Below are 15,630 nucleotides of genomic sequence, written 5' to 3' on the forward strand. Positions count from 1 at the left end.
GATTGCCGAGTAGTTGGTTGCCGCATCGAGGCTGGCCTGGAGGATCGCCGTCCTCAGCTGGGTGATGTGCTCGATGAAGGCCTGGGCGGCGGGGCTCTTGCCCGGGGGCCACGCGTAACTCAGCTCGTCGGCGCAGGCTTTCAGGCGACCGGCGTGATGGAGGAGCAGGTCGTGGGTTCGCCGCCAGGCGTTGACCTGCTGCCACGCGGTCTGGGTGTCGGCGGCCTGGGCGGAGGCCCACATCTGGGGCACGCTGCGGCCGGCCCAGGTTCCCTCACTCAAAGCGCACCTGCCCACCCGAGGGGACAGAGAGCGGATCCGGCTGGCCGGTCGCGGCACGGTCGGCGGCGGAGACCGCGGCGGCGGCAGCCGCACGGGCTTCGTCCAGGGCGGCCTGGACCTCCAGGTACCTGGCGGCGGTCATGGCGTCGGTGCCCCGGTAGCGGGTCGCGACCATACGGGCGGCTTCGACCAGGATCTGTGTGGCGTTGGCGTAGCCGGCCAACTGGTTCACGGCCGCCTGCAGGCAGGACGTGTAGCGCTCACGGGCAGCCTGCACGTCGGGGCTCTCGTGGCCCATTCCGAAGTAGGAACCCGTCTGGTAGATCCTCATCAGGCCGATGGCCTGCGGTTCGTAGTTGGCCCGGAGCTCACCCTCGATGGAGCCGGCGAACGTGTCCAGGCCACTGACGTCGACGTCGATGGCGGTCAGCCCGGGGACCGAGCTGGCCGGGTCGTCGAATTCTGGCATGCGAGCCTCCCCAGATCCGCGGCGCCAAATCTAGCCGATTCGTCGGCCGTGTGTAACTAGGTGATTGCTAGCTGTGGATGACCCGGGTGCGGGTACGGGTTCGGCGCATGATCTGGGCGACGCTGGGATAGCGGGCTTCGATGTCGGCCAGGGGGCGGACGGGGAGGTAGCGGCCGGCCGCGGCGACGGTGATCGACGGGGGCAGACGGTTGGTGACCTCGAGCCACAGCTCGTTCGGACCCAGAAGCCAGCGCATCGGGCCCGGCAGGCGTGGGTGCACGGCGGCTCCGTAGTAGTCCGTCAGGCGTTCGTTCCAGCGGTCGCACGAACGGGAGTCGAAGACCGCCGCCAGCAGGTCGAGGTCGGGTTCGGCCACGGCCAGGTCGAGCCGGACCACGCGCACGGGCGCACCCTGGACGAACGCGCCCAGCCGGCCGGACAGGACCCACGGGACCGTCGCCAACTCGTCGAATGCGAGGTGGAACGAGTCGACGACGGCGAGGCGGTCGTCGTCGGACAGCGACAGGACGTCGTCTATCTCGTCGTCGAGGGCTACCAGGTCGGGGCCGATGGGTTCCACGTCGACAGTCACCTTCAGGTCGAGGATCGCGAACAGGCGCTCGATGACGTCGGCGGTGGGTGCCCGGACACCGCGCTCGACCTGGGACACCCACTGCTGGCTGACGTGCAGGATCTCGGCGACGCGAGCCTGGCTCATGCGCCGACGCAGGCGCTCGTTGTGGAATCTCCACCCGAGCCTCGAAGCCAGGCTGGCCGTCGACATGCGGGACATCGTGCACCGCGGCAGACCGGCCGCACCAGGGTGACTTGAGAGCTGTGGATAACCCGGTGACGGGTTACTACAAAGTGCAGTTCAGCGTGAATTCGGCCGTCCGCAGGACGCCGCCGATCGAGAAGTCGAAGAACGCACGGTAGGTTCCGGGACCGGGTGGCGTGACCCAGAACCGCACCTCGCGCCCGTCCGCGCGGGCCGCGTCCTCCGGGTGCACGTGCACGAACGCCAGGTCGCCGGTCCGCACCAGCACGAGGTGCCCGTACGCACCGAGATACCGGGCCAGCGGTCCGGTCGAGACCCGCAGGGTCAGCGGCTCCGTGCCGCCCGCACGCAAGCCACCCTCGACGGTCACCGAAACACCCGAAATGCCCAAAATGGCCGGGCCCAGCGGAACCGGCGAAAACGCACCCGCCACCGACACGAACGAACCGGCAACGGCATCGACCCCGCCAGCGGCGAAGTCGGCGAACACCCGCCACGTACCCGGCGCGCCCAGCGTCAGCGGAACCGACCACGTCCCGTCCGGACCCATCGACGGATGCAGGTGCTGGTACCCGGTCAGATCCGACCGCACGACCACCACGTGCATCCGCTCGTCGTGCCTGACCGCGAAGTCCGTCACCGTCTCGCCGGCCGCACCGACCACCCGGAACCGCAGGTCGCGGGCGGAGCCCAGAGGAAAGTCCGACGCTTCGAGAGCCAACGAATATTCGGGACCCGCATGCGCGTGGTCGGCCGGCGCGGGCGCGGGACGGGGAACCGACCCCTTCCCCACGAAGTACCCGCAGAACAGCGCCAGCAGCACACCGACCATGAACACGGCCCCTCGCCGGGCGACGGGATCCACGGGTCTACCCGTTCAGTGCCAACGCGAACGGCAGCACCATCGGCGCACCGGCCAGCCGCAGCGCCCGGGCACACATCGCCATCGTCCACCCGCTGTCGACGAAGTCGTCGACGAGCAGCACAGGGCCGTCGAAGGACAGCGCCGGCAACGCGATCGAGTCGTACAGTCCCCGCACCCGCTGGGCGCTGTTGACACTCGACGACAGCGTCGCCATGACCTCCACCGAGCCGAGCACGGGCAGCCGTCCCACCGCACCGATCCGCGACGCCAACGACGTCACCAGCGACGGCCGCGACCGCGACGCCACGAACACCACCGACGTGGGACGCGCCGGCCAGGCGTCGTCGCCGCGGGCCCAGGCCGCGAGCGACGACACCACGCCGGAGAACACCTCGTCGGGCACCGGCGCGTCGGCGCTGACCGCGCGCCGCAACCGGTCTCCCCACCCGAGGTCGGACAGCCGGCCCACCGCCCGGCCGGGTGCGGCCTGCTCCGACGGCGGAATCTTCCCCGACAACGGCACGCCCACGGCGTTGAGACCCGTCGGCCACATCTTGCGGACCGCGATCTCCACACCCGTCCGCCCCAGGTGCGACGAAGCGACATCGAGAGCGGCAGGAGAAACGGACGTCGGATACCACTCGCCGGCGCACCCGTCGCACCGCCCGCACGGGGCCGCGCCCGGGTCGTCGAGGCAGCGGCGCAGGAACTCCATCCGGCAGCCGACGGAGCCCTGCGCGTACGAGCGCATCGAGTCCTGCTCCGCGACGCGGGCCGCGTCGATGCGGGCGTACCGGGCCGAGTCGTGCTCCCAGGGCGCTCCGGTGGCGACCCAGCCGCCCCGGACCCGGCGGACCGCGCCGTCGACGTCGAGCACCTTGAGCATCAGCTCGAGCCGGCTGCGCTTGAGCTCGACCCGCGCCTCCAGCGCCGGCGTCGACAGGGGCTTGTCCGACAGCACGGACAGCACGTTGTGCACCTGGTCCGCCGGAGGGAACGCCAGCGACGCGAAGTACCGCCAGATCGCCTCGTCCTCGGGCCCCGGCAGCAGGAGGACGTCGGCCGAGGAGACGGCCCGTCCCGCGCGCCCGACCTGCTGGTAGTAGGCGATCGGAGACGCCGGCGCGCCGAGGTGGATCACGAAACCGAGGTCGGGCTTGTCGAAGCCCATCCCGAGCGCCGACGTGGCCACGAGCGCCTTGATGCGGTTGTTGAGCAGGTCGTCCTCGGCAGCGCGCCGGTCGGCGTCCTCCGACTGTCCGCTGTAGGCGGCCACGGCGATGCCGCGGGCGCGGAGGAAGGCCGCGGTGTCGGCGGCGGCCGCGACGGTGAGCGTGTAGATGATGCCCGAGCCGGTCAGCGACGGAAGGTGGTCGGCGAGCCACGCCAGCCGGTGGGCGGGCGACGGCAGGCGCAGCACGCCCAGCCGCAGCGACTCCCGGTCGAGCGACCCGCGCAGCACCAGCGCGTCACCCAACTGCTCCGCCACATCGGCGGTCACCCGGCTGTTGGCGGTGGCGGTGGTGGCCAGCACCGGAGTGTCGGGCGCCAGGCCGGACAGCAGCGACCGCAGCCGCCGGTAGTCGGGGCGGAAGTCGTGACCCCAGTCCGAGACGCAGTGTGCCTCGTCGACCACGAGGAGGCCCACCGAGGAGGCCAGCTTCGGCAGGACATTGTCGCGGAAGTCTGGATTGTTCAGCCGCTCCGGGCTGATCAGCAGCACGTCCACGGTCCCCGCCGCGACGGCGGCCGAGATGTCGTCCCACTCGTCGAGGTTGGCCGAGTTGATCGTGCGGGCGTGGATGCCGGCGCGGGCGGCCGCGTCGACCTGGTTGCGCATCAGCGCCAGCAGCGGCGAGACGATCACCGTCGGCCCGGCGCCCCGTGCCCGCAGCAGCGACGTGGCGATGAAGTAGACCGCCGACTTGCCCCACCCGGTGCGCTGTACGCAGAGCACCCGCCGGTGCTCGGAGACCAGCGCGGAGATCGCCGCCCACTGGTCGGGCCGCAGCTCGGCGGAGTCGCCGGCCAGACGCCGAAGAACAGCGCTGGCGGAGTCGTGCAGAGCGGAGTCGTGCAGAGAAGTCATCAGGACGAGTGTGCCCGAAGCGCCACCGTCGGCGCGTCGGCGAGCACCGAGAGCACGTCGCGGGCCGACACCGGCCCGCCGACGACGCGGCGGTTGCCCGGCACCAGTTCGACCCCGGTGTACAGCTCGATGCTGTCGTGCCGGCCCAGCGCGTACCGCTGGCCCTCGTACAGGCGCACCGACTCGCCGGCCTCGCCCGGGCCGCCGCGGTGCCAGACCACCGTGCCGTTCTCGCCGACGCCGGTGACCACGAGCCCGCTGTCGATGATCTCCAGCGTCAGATGCCGGTCGGCGATCCACGACGACGCGCCCTCGTGCAGCCACAGCTTCAGGGAGATGTCGGCGTCGCGTCCCACGTGGACGGGCGCGGCGGCCGTGACCGGGAACCGCAGCCGCACGGTGTCCTCGATCACCACCGCGACCGGGTACTCGGCCGGCCGCGAGCCGGCATCGGTGAGCGGACGCTCGTGCCGCGGGCACGACGGCACGCCCTTGAGCAGCCGCGGCACCGGTTCGCCCAGCTCACGGTCGGCGCCGAAGCTCGGGCACAGGTCCTCCGAGCACCGCCACGACCGGGCCAGCAGGGTGGCGCCGAGGCTGCTGGGCGAGGCCGCCGGCTCGATGGCGCGGGTGCTCACCCTGGTCTGGGGCTGGCGGGCGCGCGGCTGGAACACGCGGTCGCCCGTGTCGGGCGTCGCGGCGGTGGTGGCGTAGCGGCCCACGCTCCGCACGTTCCCCGTGGGTGCCGAGTCGGGCTCGGCGCCAGGGATGAGCACGGCCTTGCCGGGCCGCCGGTCGAGCCGCAGCACCCGCTCGGGGCTGTCGCCGAGCCACGGGAACCGGTCTGCGTACTGACGGTAGTTCCGGCGGGCGATCACCGGCATGCCGGTGAAGTCGGCGACCTCGATCACGCGGTCGCCCACCATCGGCACCGCCTCGATGCGGCCGCTGTCGAGCCAACGGCCGAGCACCATGCGTTCCTTCGACGTGAGCGCCTGATCGGAGATCAGTTCACGACCGGCGACGGGATACAACATCGCGGCGCCGTCGAGGAGGTACTGCGCCAACGCGTCGAGCACCATGCCGACCCGCAGCAGGTTGACCGGTCTACCACCGTCAAGTTCCTGGAACCGTGCGACGTCGGCGAGATCAACCACCGCCTGCGCCAGCGTGATATCAGTGGTCAGGCGCTGCTCGACCGTGTCCATCACCCGGCTGACCTCGAACCGCACGGTTCCTCCTCCCGTCGACGCCATCAAACACCCTAGGCGGTCGAGGGAAACGAGGAAACGCTCCCCATGGAGGGGTCGGACGTTCAGTCAGCGGTCGGTCGTCCCCATCGCCATCGTCGTCGTCATCGGTTACCTGTCCTTCTTGCCCTTTCCCGGGCCGGAATTGCCGTGCGCGGGATCCTTGCCCGGCTTGGGACCGGCGGCGGGGCCGGCGGGTCCACCGGCGGCGGGACCGCCGGGTGTCTTTTCGCCACCCGTCACCACCACCGGCGGCGGTGCCGCGGCACCGACGAGCTGTTGGGTGCACGGGTACCCGGCGAGCTCGAATCCGCTCGGCATCGGGTTTCCGGTCGCGTACGAGCCGACCAGCGACACCGTCGCGGTCGCACCGGCGTCCAGTGGCGTCGAGGAGTCCAGCCGCACAGCGCCACCGTCCTGTGTGGACTGAGCGCCGGTCACCGACAGGATCTTCTGGTCGCCGCCGTAGTCGAACGCCAGTGCCCACTGGGGAAGCGCCGCAGAACCGGTGTTCGCGACCGTCAGGTCCACAATGAACTGTCCACCGGTGTCCACGCGCGTCCGGTACTCGACCCGGCATCCCGGTTGCGGCGCCGGCGGTTCCGCGTCTCCCGCACCCGCGCCGACGGCGGCCTGCGCGGTCGGCGCGACGGGTGTGTCGGGTCCGCCGCACGACACCGCGCCGAACGCCGCCACGGCCGCCGCAACGCCGAGCACACCCACACCGGCCGCGGTCGGTCGCGGCCGCCGCATGAGCGGCCCAGAAAGTGGTAGGGCCGCGCGAAGGCGGGCCACCGTCGTGGAGAGCTTCAGGCGCAAGGGGACGCGCAATGCCTGCGTCTGCGTCAGGAGGCCCGACGGCGAACCCGCGCTCGCGTCCGCTCGCGCCGGGAGCGTGACGACCGGGATCCGCAGACCGGTCACCGACGCGAGGGTCCGGGCGATCTCCTCCGCCGACGGCCGCATGGTCGGCCGCTTCGACAGGCTGCGCCGGCACATGCTCGCCACGACGGCCGGCAGGCCCGCGATCTTCGGCAACGGCGTGGGATCGACGTAGCAGTGTGCCCGCAGCATCTGCGTCGTGGTGTCGGCGTCCCACGGAAGGTCACCGGTCAACGCCTTGTACAGCACCAGTCCGAGGGCGTACACGTCGCTCGCGGCGTCGGCCGGTCCGCCGTCGAGGCGCTCCGGCGCGAGGTAGGCGGGCGTCCCGTAGACCTGGCCGGGCTTCTCCGACGTGTCGCCGGCCTCGGCGGAGATACCGAAGTCGACGAGCTTCGCGCCGGTGGCGGTGAGCATGATGTTGGCCGGCTTCACGTCGCGGTGCACGAGCCCGCGTTCGTGTACCGCCGCGAGCGCGGCGGCGACCTGCGAACACAGCTCGACGGCGGCCCGCCACGGCATCGCGCCCCCGGACAGGAGCTCGTCGAGCGGCTCGCCCTCGACGAGCTCCATCACCACGAACGGGACGGTGCGGCCGTCGACCTCGGACTCGCCGTAGTCGTAGACGTCGGTGATGTACGGGTGGTTGAGCCGGGCGGCGGCGCGGGCCTCGGCGCGGATGCGTTCCCGGGACGCGGGGTCGGTGGAGAACTTCGGCGCGAGCAGCTTCACCGCGACCGGGCGGCCGAGCACGTCGTCATGGCCGCGCCACACCACGGACATGCCGCCGGCGCCGAGGCGCTCGACCAGCCGGTACCGGCCCGCGAGGCAGTCCAGCCCATCCATGGGATCTGTCGTGCCCCCGGGACCGGTGCCCTACACAACCTCGATGGTCTCGATTCGCACCTACACGTGTGAGACGGCCCGCAGCCGGGCGAGTTCGCGCGGCTGGGTGACCGCGCGTGCGCCGAGCGTGTCGAGCACCTCGAGCAGCGGACCGAGTGCCTCGTACAGGATCACGACCACGTCGCCCGGGTTCGCCATCGCCAGCGCGACCGGCACCGCCTCGGCCACGGTCGTGACCGTGGTGGCAGCGAGCTCCGGCCGCCGGGCCGCGATCTCGCCGCGGACGATCTCCGCAACCTCGCCGTGGGCGCGGCCACGCAGGTCGCAGTCCTCGTACAGGACCACCCGGTGGAAGCCGTCGGCGACAGCACGGGCGCAGTCGGCGATCAGGTCGTCGCGCCGGTCGCCCGGCAGCGTGACCGCCGCGACCGCGTGCTCGGTGCCCCAGATCGTCTCGACCAGCCCGGCGACCGCCGCGATCGCGGCCGGGTTGTGTGCGTAGTCGACCAGCAGGTGCACGCCGCCGACCTCGAACAACTGGCCCCGGCCGGGGTTGTCGTGCGCCGCGTCGAACGAGGCCAGCGCCTCGCCGATCTCGCTCACCGCCAGTCCCATCGCCCTTGCCGCGGCCGCGGCGGCGAGCGCGTTCGCGGCCGCGAACCGCGCGGCGCCGGCGAACCCGCCCGGAACGTCGGTGACCGGGAGCAGCCGGGTCGTCACGGTGCCGGCCCGCTCCATCAGGTACCCGTCCGACATGACGTACGCGGTGCCGCCGTTCGACACGTGCCGCTCGATCAGCTGCGACCGCGCGTCCAGCCCGAACCACACCAGGTTCTTGTGGGCCGCCCGGATCCGTGGCCGCACGATGAGGTCGCGTACCAGCGCGTCGTCGGCGTTGAGCACGAGCGTCCCGCCGTCACGCACCCGCTCGGCGATGAGCGACTTGACGTGGACCATGTCGTCCATGGTCTCGACGCCGTCCTGGCCGAGGTGGTCGGGCGACAGGTTGGTGATCACCCCGATGTCGGACCAGTCGTAGCCGAGACCCTGACGGAGCAGCCCGCCGCGGGCGGTCTCCAGCACGGCGCAGTCGATGCCCGGGTCACCGAGCACCACCTGGGCCGAGCGGGGACCACTGGCGTCGGCCGCCTGCGCGAGCCGGCCGTTCAGGTAGATGCCGTCGGTGGTCGTCAGCCCGACGTGCCGGCCCGAGCGCGACAGCGTGTGCGCGACCAGCCGGGCGACCGTCGTCTTCCCGTTGGTGCCGGCGATCGACACGATCGGGATCCGGCCGGTGGCGTCGAACGGGTACAGCGCGTCCATGATCGCGGTCGCGACCGGCCGCGGCGGGCCCTCCGCGGGCTCCAGGTGCATGCGCAGCCCGGGCGCCGCGTTGATCTCGATGATTCCGCAGGTGTCGGCCGCCGGCCGGTCCGGCGCCATCGGCGCGGAGATGTCGGGCAGCCGCAGGTCGACGCCGGCGATGTCCAGTCCGATCTGCGCGGCGGCGCGGGCGCAGAGGTCACGGACGTCGGGATGGACGCTCGCGGTGACGTCACGGCTGGTGCCACCGGTCGAGAGGTTCGCGTTGGCGCGCAGCCACACCAGTTCGCCGTCGGCCGGTACCGCGTCGGCGGTGTAGCCGATCCGGCGCAGCTGGGCGTCGTCGATGCTGAGCTTCGTGAGGGACCGGGTGTGGCCGTCGCCGCGACGCGGGTCGCGGTTCGCGACGGCGACGAGCTGGCTGATCGAGCTCATGCCGTCGCCGACCACGTGCGCGGGCACCCGCTCGGCCGCCGCGACCAGCTGGCCGTGCACCATGAGCACCCGGTAGTCGCGTCCGGCGAACTGCCGCTCGATCAGCACCTCGCTCTCGCCGGCCGAGACGACGCTCTGGAACGCCGCCCGCACCATGTCGGCGGTGCGCAGGCCGAGGTGCACGTGGCTGCCCTGCCGACCGTGCCGCGGCTTGGCCACGGCCGGCTCGCCGATGGTCCGGAAGATCTCCAGCGCCTGTTCGGCGGTGGTCGCGATGCCGCCGGGCGGAACCGGCACGGCGGCATCGGCCAGCAGCCGCCGGGTGAGCTGCTTGTCGCCGGCGATGTCGACCCCGATGGCCGAGGTCGAGTCGGTCATCGCGGCCCAGACCAGCCGCCGGTGCCGGCCGTAGCCGATCCGCAGCAGGCTCAGGTCGTCGAGCCGCTCCACCGGGAGGCCGCGCAGGAACGCGGCCGCGGCGATGGCCGACGTGGTCGGGCCCGGTCGGGCGTTCTCCCAGCGCTCGGCGATCGGCGCGAGCCGCTCCGCGACCGCCGGCGCGGTCGACCCCTCGATGATCTCGAGGACGATGTCGGCGGCGAGCTGCAGCAGGTCCTCGCCGATGCGGCAGTCCGGCGGCTCCTCCACCGGGCACTCGATCACCACGTCGTACCCGGGGGGCGCGGCCACGGTCCGCCCGAAGTTGATCTCACGACCGATCAGCACCGACAGCTCGATCGCCACGTGCTCGGTGACGTGCCCGAAGTACGTGCCGTGCTCCAGCCGGTAGACGAAGCCGCCCGGCCCCCCGGTCGCGCAGTGATGGTCGGCGAGACCGGGCAGCGTGGTGAGGAGCGTGTGGTTGAACTGGGGAAGCTCGTGGGTCTCGCGACCGCCGAGGTCCTCCATGTACATCCGGGCGATCATGACCGGCCGGTCCAGATAGACGTTCGGACCGCGCAGGCGGCGGGTGGCTTCGATGCGCATCTTCAGGCCCCCTCGGGGTGGACGCCGGGCGGCAGGGGACGTCGCCCGGTCAGGTGGAACTGGTGGCCCGCGGGCAGCACGTGCAGCTGCATGCCGTACACGGCGATGGGCCCGTCGCCGTCGAGAGGTGTGCCGATGCGGGCCGCGGGGCCGGCGTCGATCACGGTGACCGAGCCGGCGCCGAGCACCTCGAACCGGTCGCCGGTGACGAGGATCGCGGTGTCCTCGTCGATGCCCAGCCCGAGCTCGTGCGGGTACATGGCGACGGCGCTGAGCAGCCGGTTGAGCCGCCCGCGGCTGGCGAAGTGCATGTCGATGAGCACGCCGGGCAGGAACTCGAGGCCGGGGGCGGTACGGACCGCGTCGGTGCTGACGCTGGCCTCCGTGCCACCGATGATCATCGTGCCGGACATCATCGCGGCGCCCGCGCTGGTACCGGCGACCACCATGCCCTCGGCAACCCTGCTGTGCAGCACCGAGTCGACCCGCGACCCGCCCAGGACGGCGGTGATCCGGCGCTGGTCGCCGCCGGTGAAGAACACGCCCGTGGCGGTCATGATGGCCGCGGCCGCCTCCGGGCTGCTGGCATGCTCGCGGTCGTCGAGGCGCAGCGGCGTGACCCGGCCCGCGCCGAGCCGCGTGAACACCCGCTGGTACTCGACCTCCCGGACGTGCGGCTCGCTGCTGGCCGTCGCGATCACCACGATGTGCGCGGACCGGCCACCGGCCAGTTCCACGAACCTGCCCAGGATCGTGTCCGACGGCGCGGTCATCTGCTCGGCGCCGCCGATCACCAGCAGCGACCCGGCCGTGGTCTCCTCCGGCACCACCGGCGGCGGTACCGCGACCGGTCGCAGCTGCGCGGGCCGTGCCGCGAGCTGCTGGGCCAGGCTGATCACCTTCTGCGGCGCGCGGGCCGGCGCGTGCGAGGCCGCCTGGTACGGCCCCTGCTGCGGCTGCGCGGTCGGAACGGCACGCGGGGCCGTCCCGCTACCGGGCTGCCCGAGGTGCGGCGCGACCTGGTCCTGGCCCGGCGGGGCGGGCCGGTTCGGCTTGGGCGCGAGCCCCGGGTTGGCCGGTTGTCGCCGCGACGTCATCGGAGGTGCGGGATCCGCGTACAGCGGCCTGACTGAGTCGCCACGACCCCGACCCGGTGAACGTTGTGGCATCCGCCCTCCTTGCCCCGCTTTGCCCAATCGTGCACCCCGAGCGCGGGCGATGTCAGCCGTTCGCGGCGGCCCACTCATGTTTCGCCGCGATCTTGCAGTCTTGGCTGCCCATATGGGCGCCTATGGGCGTTTTACCCCCCGGCCACAACTGCAAGATCCACGGGCGGGTGGGCCTCGGAGGGAGGCGTCAGCGGAGGGCCCGGGCGGCGGCCAGGGCTCTGGTGATGGCTTCGCGGATCCTAGGGCCCTTGCGGGTGAAGCCGAGCTCGCGCATGACCTCTTCGAGGACCTCGTCCTCCGTGCGGAGCAGGGTGTCTGACTCGATCCAGCGGATCAGCGCCACCAGGTCGGCGTGGCGGTAGCCGGCGATCGGCAGGCCGGCCGGGACCGGGGGCCGGGCGGTACGGGGTCGGCCCGCCGTCGGTGCCGTCGGCTCCGTGGTGGGCTGTGTGGGCTCCGTGGTGGGCTGCGTGGGCTCTGCGGTCGGCTCCGCGGGCTCCGCGGACGGCTCCGGAGGCTGCGCCACCACGACGGGTAGCGGTTCCGCGGACTCCTCGGGCTCGACGTCCGTGACCGGCTCCGGTCCGTCCACGTCGTGCGGCTCGACCCGAGCGGGCACCGGCTCGACGGGCACGGGGTCGGCCAGGGCCCTGCGGTAGGCGGCGACCGCCCGTGCCACCTCCGCCTCGGGGTCGGTGAACCAGTCGACCGACCAGATGCGGTGCACCCGCCACCCCAGGCGCTGCAGCTGTCCCGGCCGGAGCCGGTCCCGGTCGCGGACGGTGCCGGCCGCCCGGTACGCGGGGCCGTCGGTCTCCACGGCGAAGATCATGCGGCTCGGGTGGTCGGGGTGGGCGACCGCGAACTCGATGTGCTGGCCGCTCAGCCCGTACCTCGGCACCACCGGCACACCGGCCGCGGTCAGCCGGTCGGCGACATCGCGTTCGAACGGGGTCAGCGGGGCCTGGTCACCGGTGGCGGCGTCGGTGACGCTGTTCGACGCGGCGTACCGGAGGTACTCGCGCAGCAGGGTCACGCCGCGTGCGGTGCTGCGGTCGGGGTCCATCTCGGACGCGGAGAACGAGCTCACCACCGTCATCCGTCCCCGGGCCCGGGTGACCGCGACGTTCAACCGGCGCTCGCCGCCGGCCGTGAGCAGCGGCCCGAAGCGGTACAGCAGGCGGCCGTCGGGGGTCTTGCCGTACCCGACCGACAGGATGATCGCGTCGCGTTCGTCGCCCTGCACGCGTTCGAGGTTCTTGACGAAGAACGGCTCGGCCGCGTTCTCGGCGAAGAAGCCGTGGAGCCCGGGGCGGCCGGCCAGGGCCTGGCGCAGGGCCCGGTCGATGCGCTCCGCGTGCGTGATGCCCATCGCGATCACGCCGAGGCTCTCGCGGGGACGCGCGGCGGCGTGCTCGAGCACCAGCGACACGACCCGGTCCACTTCGGACGGCGTGGACTCGTCGTCCGCGGACACGCCGTCGACGAGGACGTGGGTCAGGCGGCCCGCCGACGAGGTGCCGGGGAACGTCACGAGCGAGCGGCCGTAGATCCACTCGTTGGAGAAGCCGATCAGCCGGTCGTCGCGGCTGCGGTAGTGCCAGCGCAGCGTGTACGCCGGCAGCAGCGCGGTGAGCACGTCGAGGATCGACTCGTACCCGCTGGTCAGCGACAGGTCGATCGAGCCGTCGGCGGTGACGCCCACCGCGCCGTCGCCGTCGGGGGCGGCGGAGAAGAACGCGGTCGGCGGCAGCTGGTGCTCGTCGCCGGCCACCACGATCTGCCGGCCGCGCAGGATCGCGGGGACGGCGTCGGCCGGGGTCACCTGGCTGGCCTCGTCGAAGATGACCACGTCGAAGTACTGCCCGTCGGCGGGAAGGAGCTGCGAGACCACGAGCGGGCTCATCGCCCAGCACGGCTTGAGCGCGGTGAGCACGTCGGGCGCGGTGGCGAACAGCTGCCGCATCGGCAGGTGCCGCCGCTTCAGCGACGCCTGGTGCTCGACCAGCCGGTCCTGGTCGCGGTGGCGTTCCCGCACGGTGACGACGTTCTCGGCCACCGCCCGCAGCACCCGCGACGCCGACGAGTCGAGGTGTGACGCGTCGGCGTCGCGGTACTCGGACACGATCCGCTCCTGCGCCGCGGCGTCGAACCCACCGATCCGCGCGTCGGCGAAGCCGACATGCTCCACGATGGACGCGTACCACACGGCGTCGAACGCATCGACCGGATTGACATCCTCGGTGCGCAGCGCGTCCACCAGCTCCTGCACTCCGGCGTCGGACAGCTGCGCCGCGAGCTGCAGCCGTTGCGGTTGCCGCCGCAGGGCCCGGTCGTCGGCCGCCAGCCGCGCCGCGTACGCCGTGAGGTCCGGCCACGCCAGCGTCGTCAGGTCCACTGTGGGCAGACACCCGTCGAGCGTGGTGACGTCGGTCTCGACCCGGTCGTGCACACGGCGCACCGCGTCCCACTCCGCCGGAAGCGTCGGGGTGGAGGGCCAGCGCTCGCGCTGTGCCTGTGCCGCGCCCAGGCCGCGGAACAGCTCGTCGCGGTCCATCTCGGCCCGACCCAACGCGGCCGCGCGCCGGCGCAGCCGCCGCGCCTTCCACCATCCGATGTGGACGCCGTTGGAGCGCCGCCAGGCAGGATCGGCGCACGCGGCGACCAGGTCGGCGAGCGGCTCGTCGTACACGGCGGGGTCGAACCGCAGGAGCGTGGCCGACACGCCGTCGACGAGGGCGCGCGCCGACCGCAGCTCCACCAACCGCTGCGGCCGCGCGAGCCCGACCGACTCGAGCGCGGCGAACACCGGCTCCAGGGCACGGCTGGCGTTGGACAGCCGGCCGGCCGCGAGCCACGCCTCCTGCGCCAGCTCTCCATTGTGGACGGTCGACTCGTGCCACGGCGACGCCGCCGGCGCCAGCCCGCCGAGCGACGCGTACTCCCGCAACGCCTCACGCACCTGCCGCGCGGTCACCTCGGTGACACCCATCAGCGCCGGACCGCGCAGCCGCACCGGGAACGGAGGAAGTGACAGGAGCATCGACTGCGCCTCGAACACACTCACGCCCCACGGCTCCCGTGGCTCGTGGAGCGCGATCACGTGTTGGGCCAGCCGCCCGCGCCGGTCGACGAGCGTCTGGTGGAGGGCCGCGAGGTCCGGCAACGCCGTGCGCGCCGCGGACTCGTACGCGTTCTTCAGCTCCGCGGCGATCCGCCGGCGCGCCGAGGTTCCGTCGTGCACGTCCATGACGAGCTGGCCGAGCCCGCGGCGGTGCAGCCGGTCGGTCACCGCGGTGATCGCGGCCCGCTTCTCGGCGACGAACAGCACCCGCTTGCCCCGCGAGACCAGCGACGTGACGAGGTTCGCGATCGTCTGGCTCTTGCCGGTGCCCGGTGGGCCCTTGATGACCGCGTGCTGCCCCGCGAGCACCGCGTCGATCGCGGCGTGCTGGGACGAGTCGGCGTCGAGCACGAGGAACTCCGCCGACGGCGCGATCCCGTCGGGGTCGCTCGGGGTTGCGGGCATCCGCACCGCGCCCTGCGCCAACGGATCGCCGGCGATCGCCGCCACCACGTCGTGGGCCGCGAGGGCCTGTGCGGCCGCGGCGAGGTCGGTGACCATCGGCAGCTTCGCGTACGAGAACGTGCCCAGCACCTCGCGGGGCGAGACGGCGAAGCCGCGCACCCGGCCGGCCGCCTCCTTGGCGATGCGCTCGAACGCCTCGGCCGGTTCGAGGTCGGCGAGCTGCTCGGCGTCGAACCGCACGTCGTACTCGGTGCCGAGCACGTGCACCAGCACCGGGTTCACCTCGGCGTCGGCGGTGACGGTGAGGTCGAAGTCCTCCTCGGCCGCGCCGTGCGCCCGCAGGACCGCCGACCGCAGCAGCACCGGCGCCGCCGGTACCGCGCCGCCCTTCGGGTTGGTCCAGGTGGCGCTGCCCAGCGCCAGGTAACACGTCTCGATACCGCGCTCTTCGAGCAGCTCACGGGCCTTGTTGCGGATCGCTCGGGCGCGCTTGACCGCGTCGGCGTGCGCCTGCGGGTCGCGGAAGAGCCGGGCCAACGGGACCGAGCGGCCGGAGGCCACCGCACCCCGGGCGACCGGGTCGGCGCCGGCGAGGTCGAGCGTGCCGACCTTCAGGTCGCGGTAGTGCAGCAGGGCGTTGCGGCCCGCGACGTCCATGAGCTGTTCGCTCCACCGGGCCACCGCGGCCGCCACCATCGCGGTCCTGCCGTCCTCCACTCGGGCGAG

General features: G+C 72.8%; 9 protein-coding genes. All 9 read right to left on the reverse strand.

What is annotated here, in order from left to right; all coding sequences use genetic code 11:
* Positions 1 to 274: 274 nt before the first annotated feature.
* Positions 275 to 751 carry a hypothetical protein gene (locus tag Voc01_RS01740; RefSeq protein WP_203925432.1) on the reverse strand — a complete coding sequence of 159 codons (477 nt, stop codon included), beginning with the start codon at positions 749 to 751 and terminating at the stop codon, positions 275 to 277.
* 67 nt (positions 752 to 818) lie between these two features.
* A complete protein-coding gene (locus Voc01_RS01745) occupies positions 819 to 1,544 on the reverse strand; it encodes a helix-turn-helix domain-containing protein (RefSeq protein ID WP_307781552.1) in 726 nt (241 codons plus the stop codon).
* Between the two features lie 67 nt (positions 1,545 to 1,611).
* Entirely contained in the window at positions 1,612 to 2,361 is a 750-nt protein-coding gene (locus Voc01_RS01750; RefSeq protein ID WP_373873775.1) for a DUF8832 domain-containing protein, read from the reverse strand.
* 37 nt (positions 2,362 to 2,398) lie between these two features.
* Positions 2,399 to 4,483, reverse strand: a complete 2,085-nt coding sequence (locus Voc01_RS01755; protein ID WP_203925435.1) for a RecQ family ATP-dependent DNA helicase — start codon at positions 4,481 to 4,483, stop codon at positions 2,399 to 2,401.
* Positions 4,483 to 5,715 carry an FHA domain-containing protein gene (locus Voc01_RS01760; RefSeq protein ID WP_203925436.1) on the reverse strand — a complete coding sequence of 411 codons (1,233 nt, stop codon included), beginning with the start codon at positions 5,713 to 5,715 and terminating at the stop codon, positions 4,483 to 4,485. The genes Voc01_RS01755 and Voc01_RS01760 overlap by 1 nt, the downstream gene beginning before the upstream one ends.
* 129 nt (positions 5,716 to 5,844) lie before the next feature.
* Positions 5,845 to 7,461, reverse strand: a complete 1,617-nt coding sequence (locus Voc01_RS01765) for a serine/threonine-protein kinase (protein WP_203925437.1) — start codon at positions 7,459 to 7,461, stop codon at positions 5,845 to 5,847.
* A gap of 60 nt (positions 7,462 to 7,521) precedes the next feature.
* Positions 7,522 to 10,206, reverse strand: a complete 2,685-nt coding sequence (gene cphA / locus Voc01_RS01770; RefSeq protein ID WP_203925438.1) for a cyanophycin synthetase — start codon at positions 10,204 to 10,206, stop codon at positions 7,522 to 7,524.
* Between the two features lie 2 nt (positions 10,207 to 10,208).
* A complete protein-coding gene (locus Voc01_RS01775; RefSeq protein ID WP_203925439.1) occupies positions 10,209 to 11,303 on the reverse strand; it encodes a cyanophycinase in 1,095 nt (364 codons plus the stop codon).
* Between the two features lie 259 nt (positions 11,304 to 11,562).
* Positions 11,563 to 15,621, reverse strand: coding sequence for a PDDEXK-like endonuclease domain-containing protein (locus Voc01_RS01780; protein ID WP_203925440.1), 4,059 nt, complete (start codon positions 15,619 to 15,621; stop codon positions 11,563 to 11,565).
* Positions 15,622 to 15,630: the final 9 nt, after the last annotated feature.

Origin of the sequence: Virgisporangium ochraceum, assembly GCF_016863655.1 — a bacterium.
Lineage (GTDB): Bacteria > Actinomycetota > Actinomycetes > Mycobacteriales > Micromonosporaceae > Virgisporangium > Virgisporangium ochraceum.

Excerpts from the sequence above, each read along its gene's own strand:
- Voc01_RS01740 (WP_203925432.1), bottom strand. The coding sequence starts at position 751 with ATGCCAGAATTCGACGACCCGGCCAGCTCGGTCCCCGGGCTGACCGCC.
- Voc01_RS01745 (WP_307781552.1), bottom strand. The coding sequence starts at position 1,544 with ATGTCCCGCATGTCGACGGCCAGCCTGGCTTCGAGGCTCGGGTGGAGA.
- Voc01_RS01750 (WP_373873775.1), bottom strand. The coding sequence starts at position 2,361 with ATGGTCGGTGTGCTGCTGGCGCTGTTCTGCGGGTACTTCGTGGGGAAG.
- Voc01_RS01755 (WP_203925435.1), bottom strand. The coding sequence starts at position 4,483 with ATGACTTCTCTGCACGACTCCGCTCTGCACGACTCCGCCAGCGCTGTT.
- Voc01_RS01765 (WP_203925437.1), bottom strand. The coding sequence starts at position 7,461 with ATGGATGGGCTGGACTGCCTCGCGGGCCGGTACCGGCTGGTCGAGCGC.
- cphA (WP_203925438.1), bottom strand. The coding sequence starts at position 10,206 with ATGCGCATCGAAGCCACCCGCCGCCTGCGCGGTCCGAACGTCTATCTG.
- Voc01_RS01775 (WP_203925439.1), bottom strand. The coding sequence starts at position 11,303 with ATGACGTCGCGGCGACAACCGGCCAACCCGGGGCTCGCGCCCAAGCCG.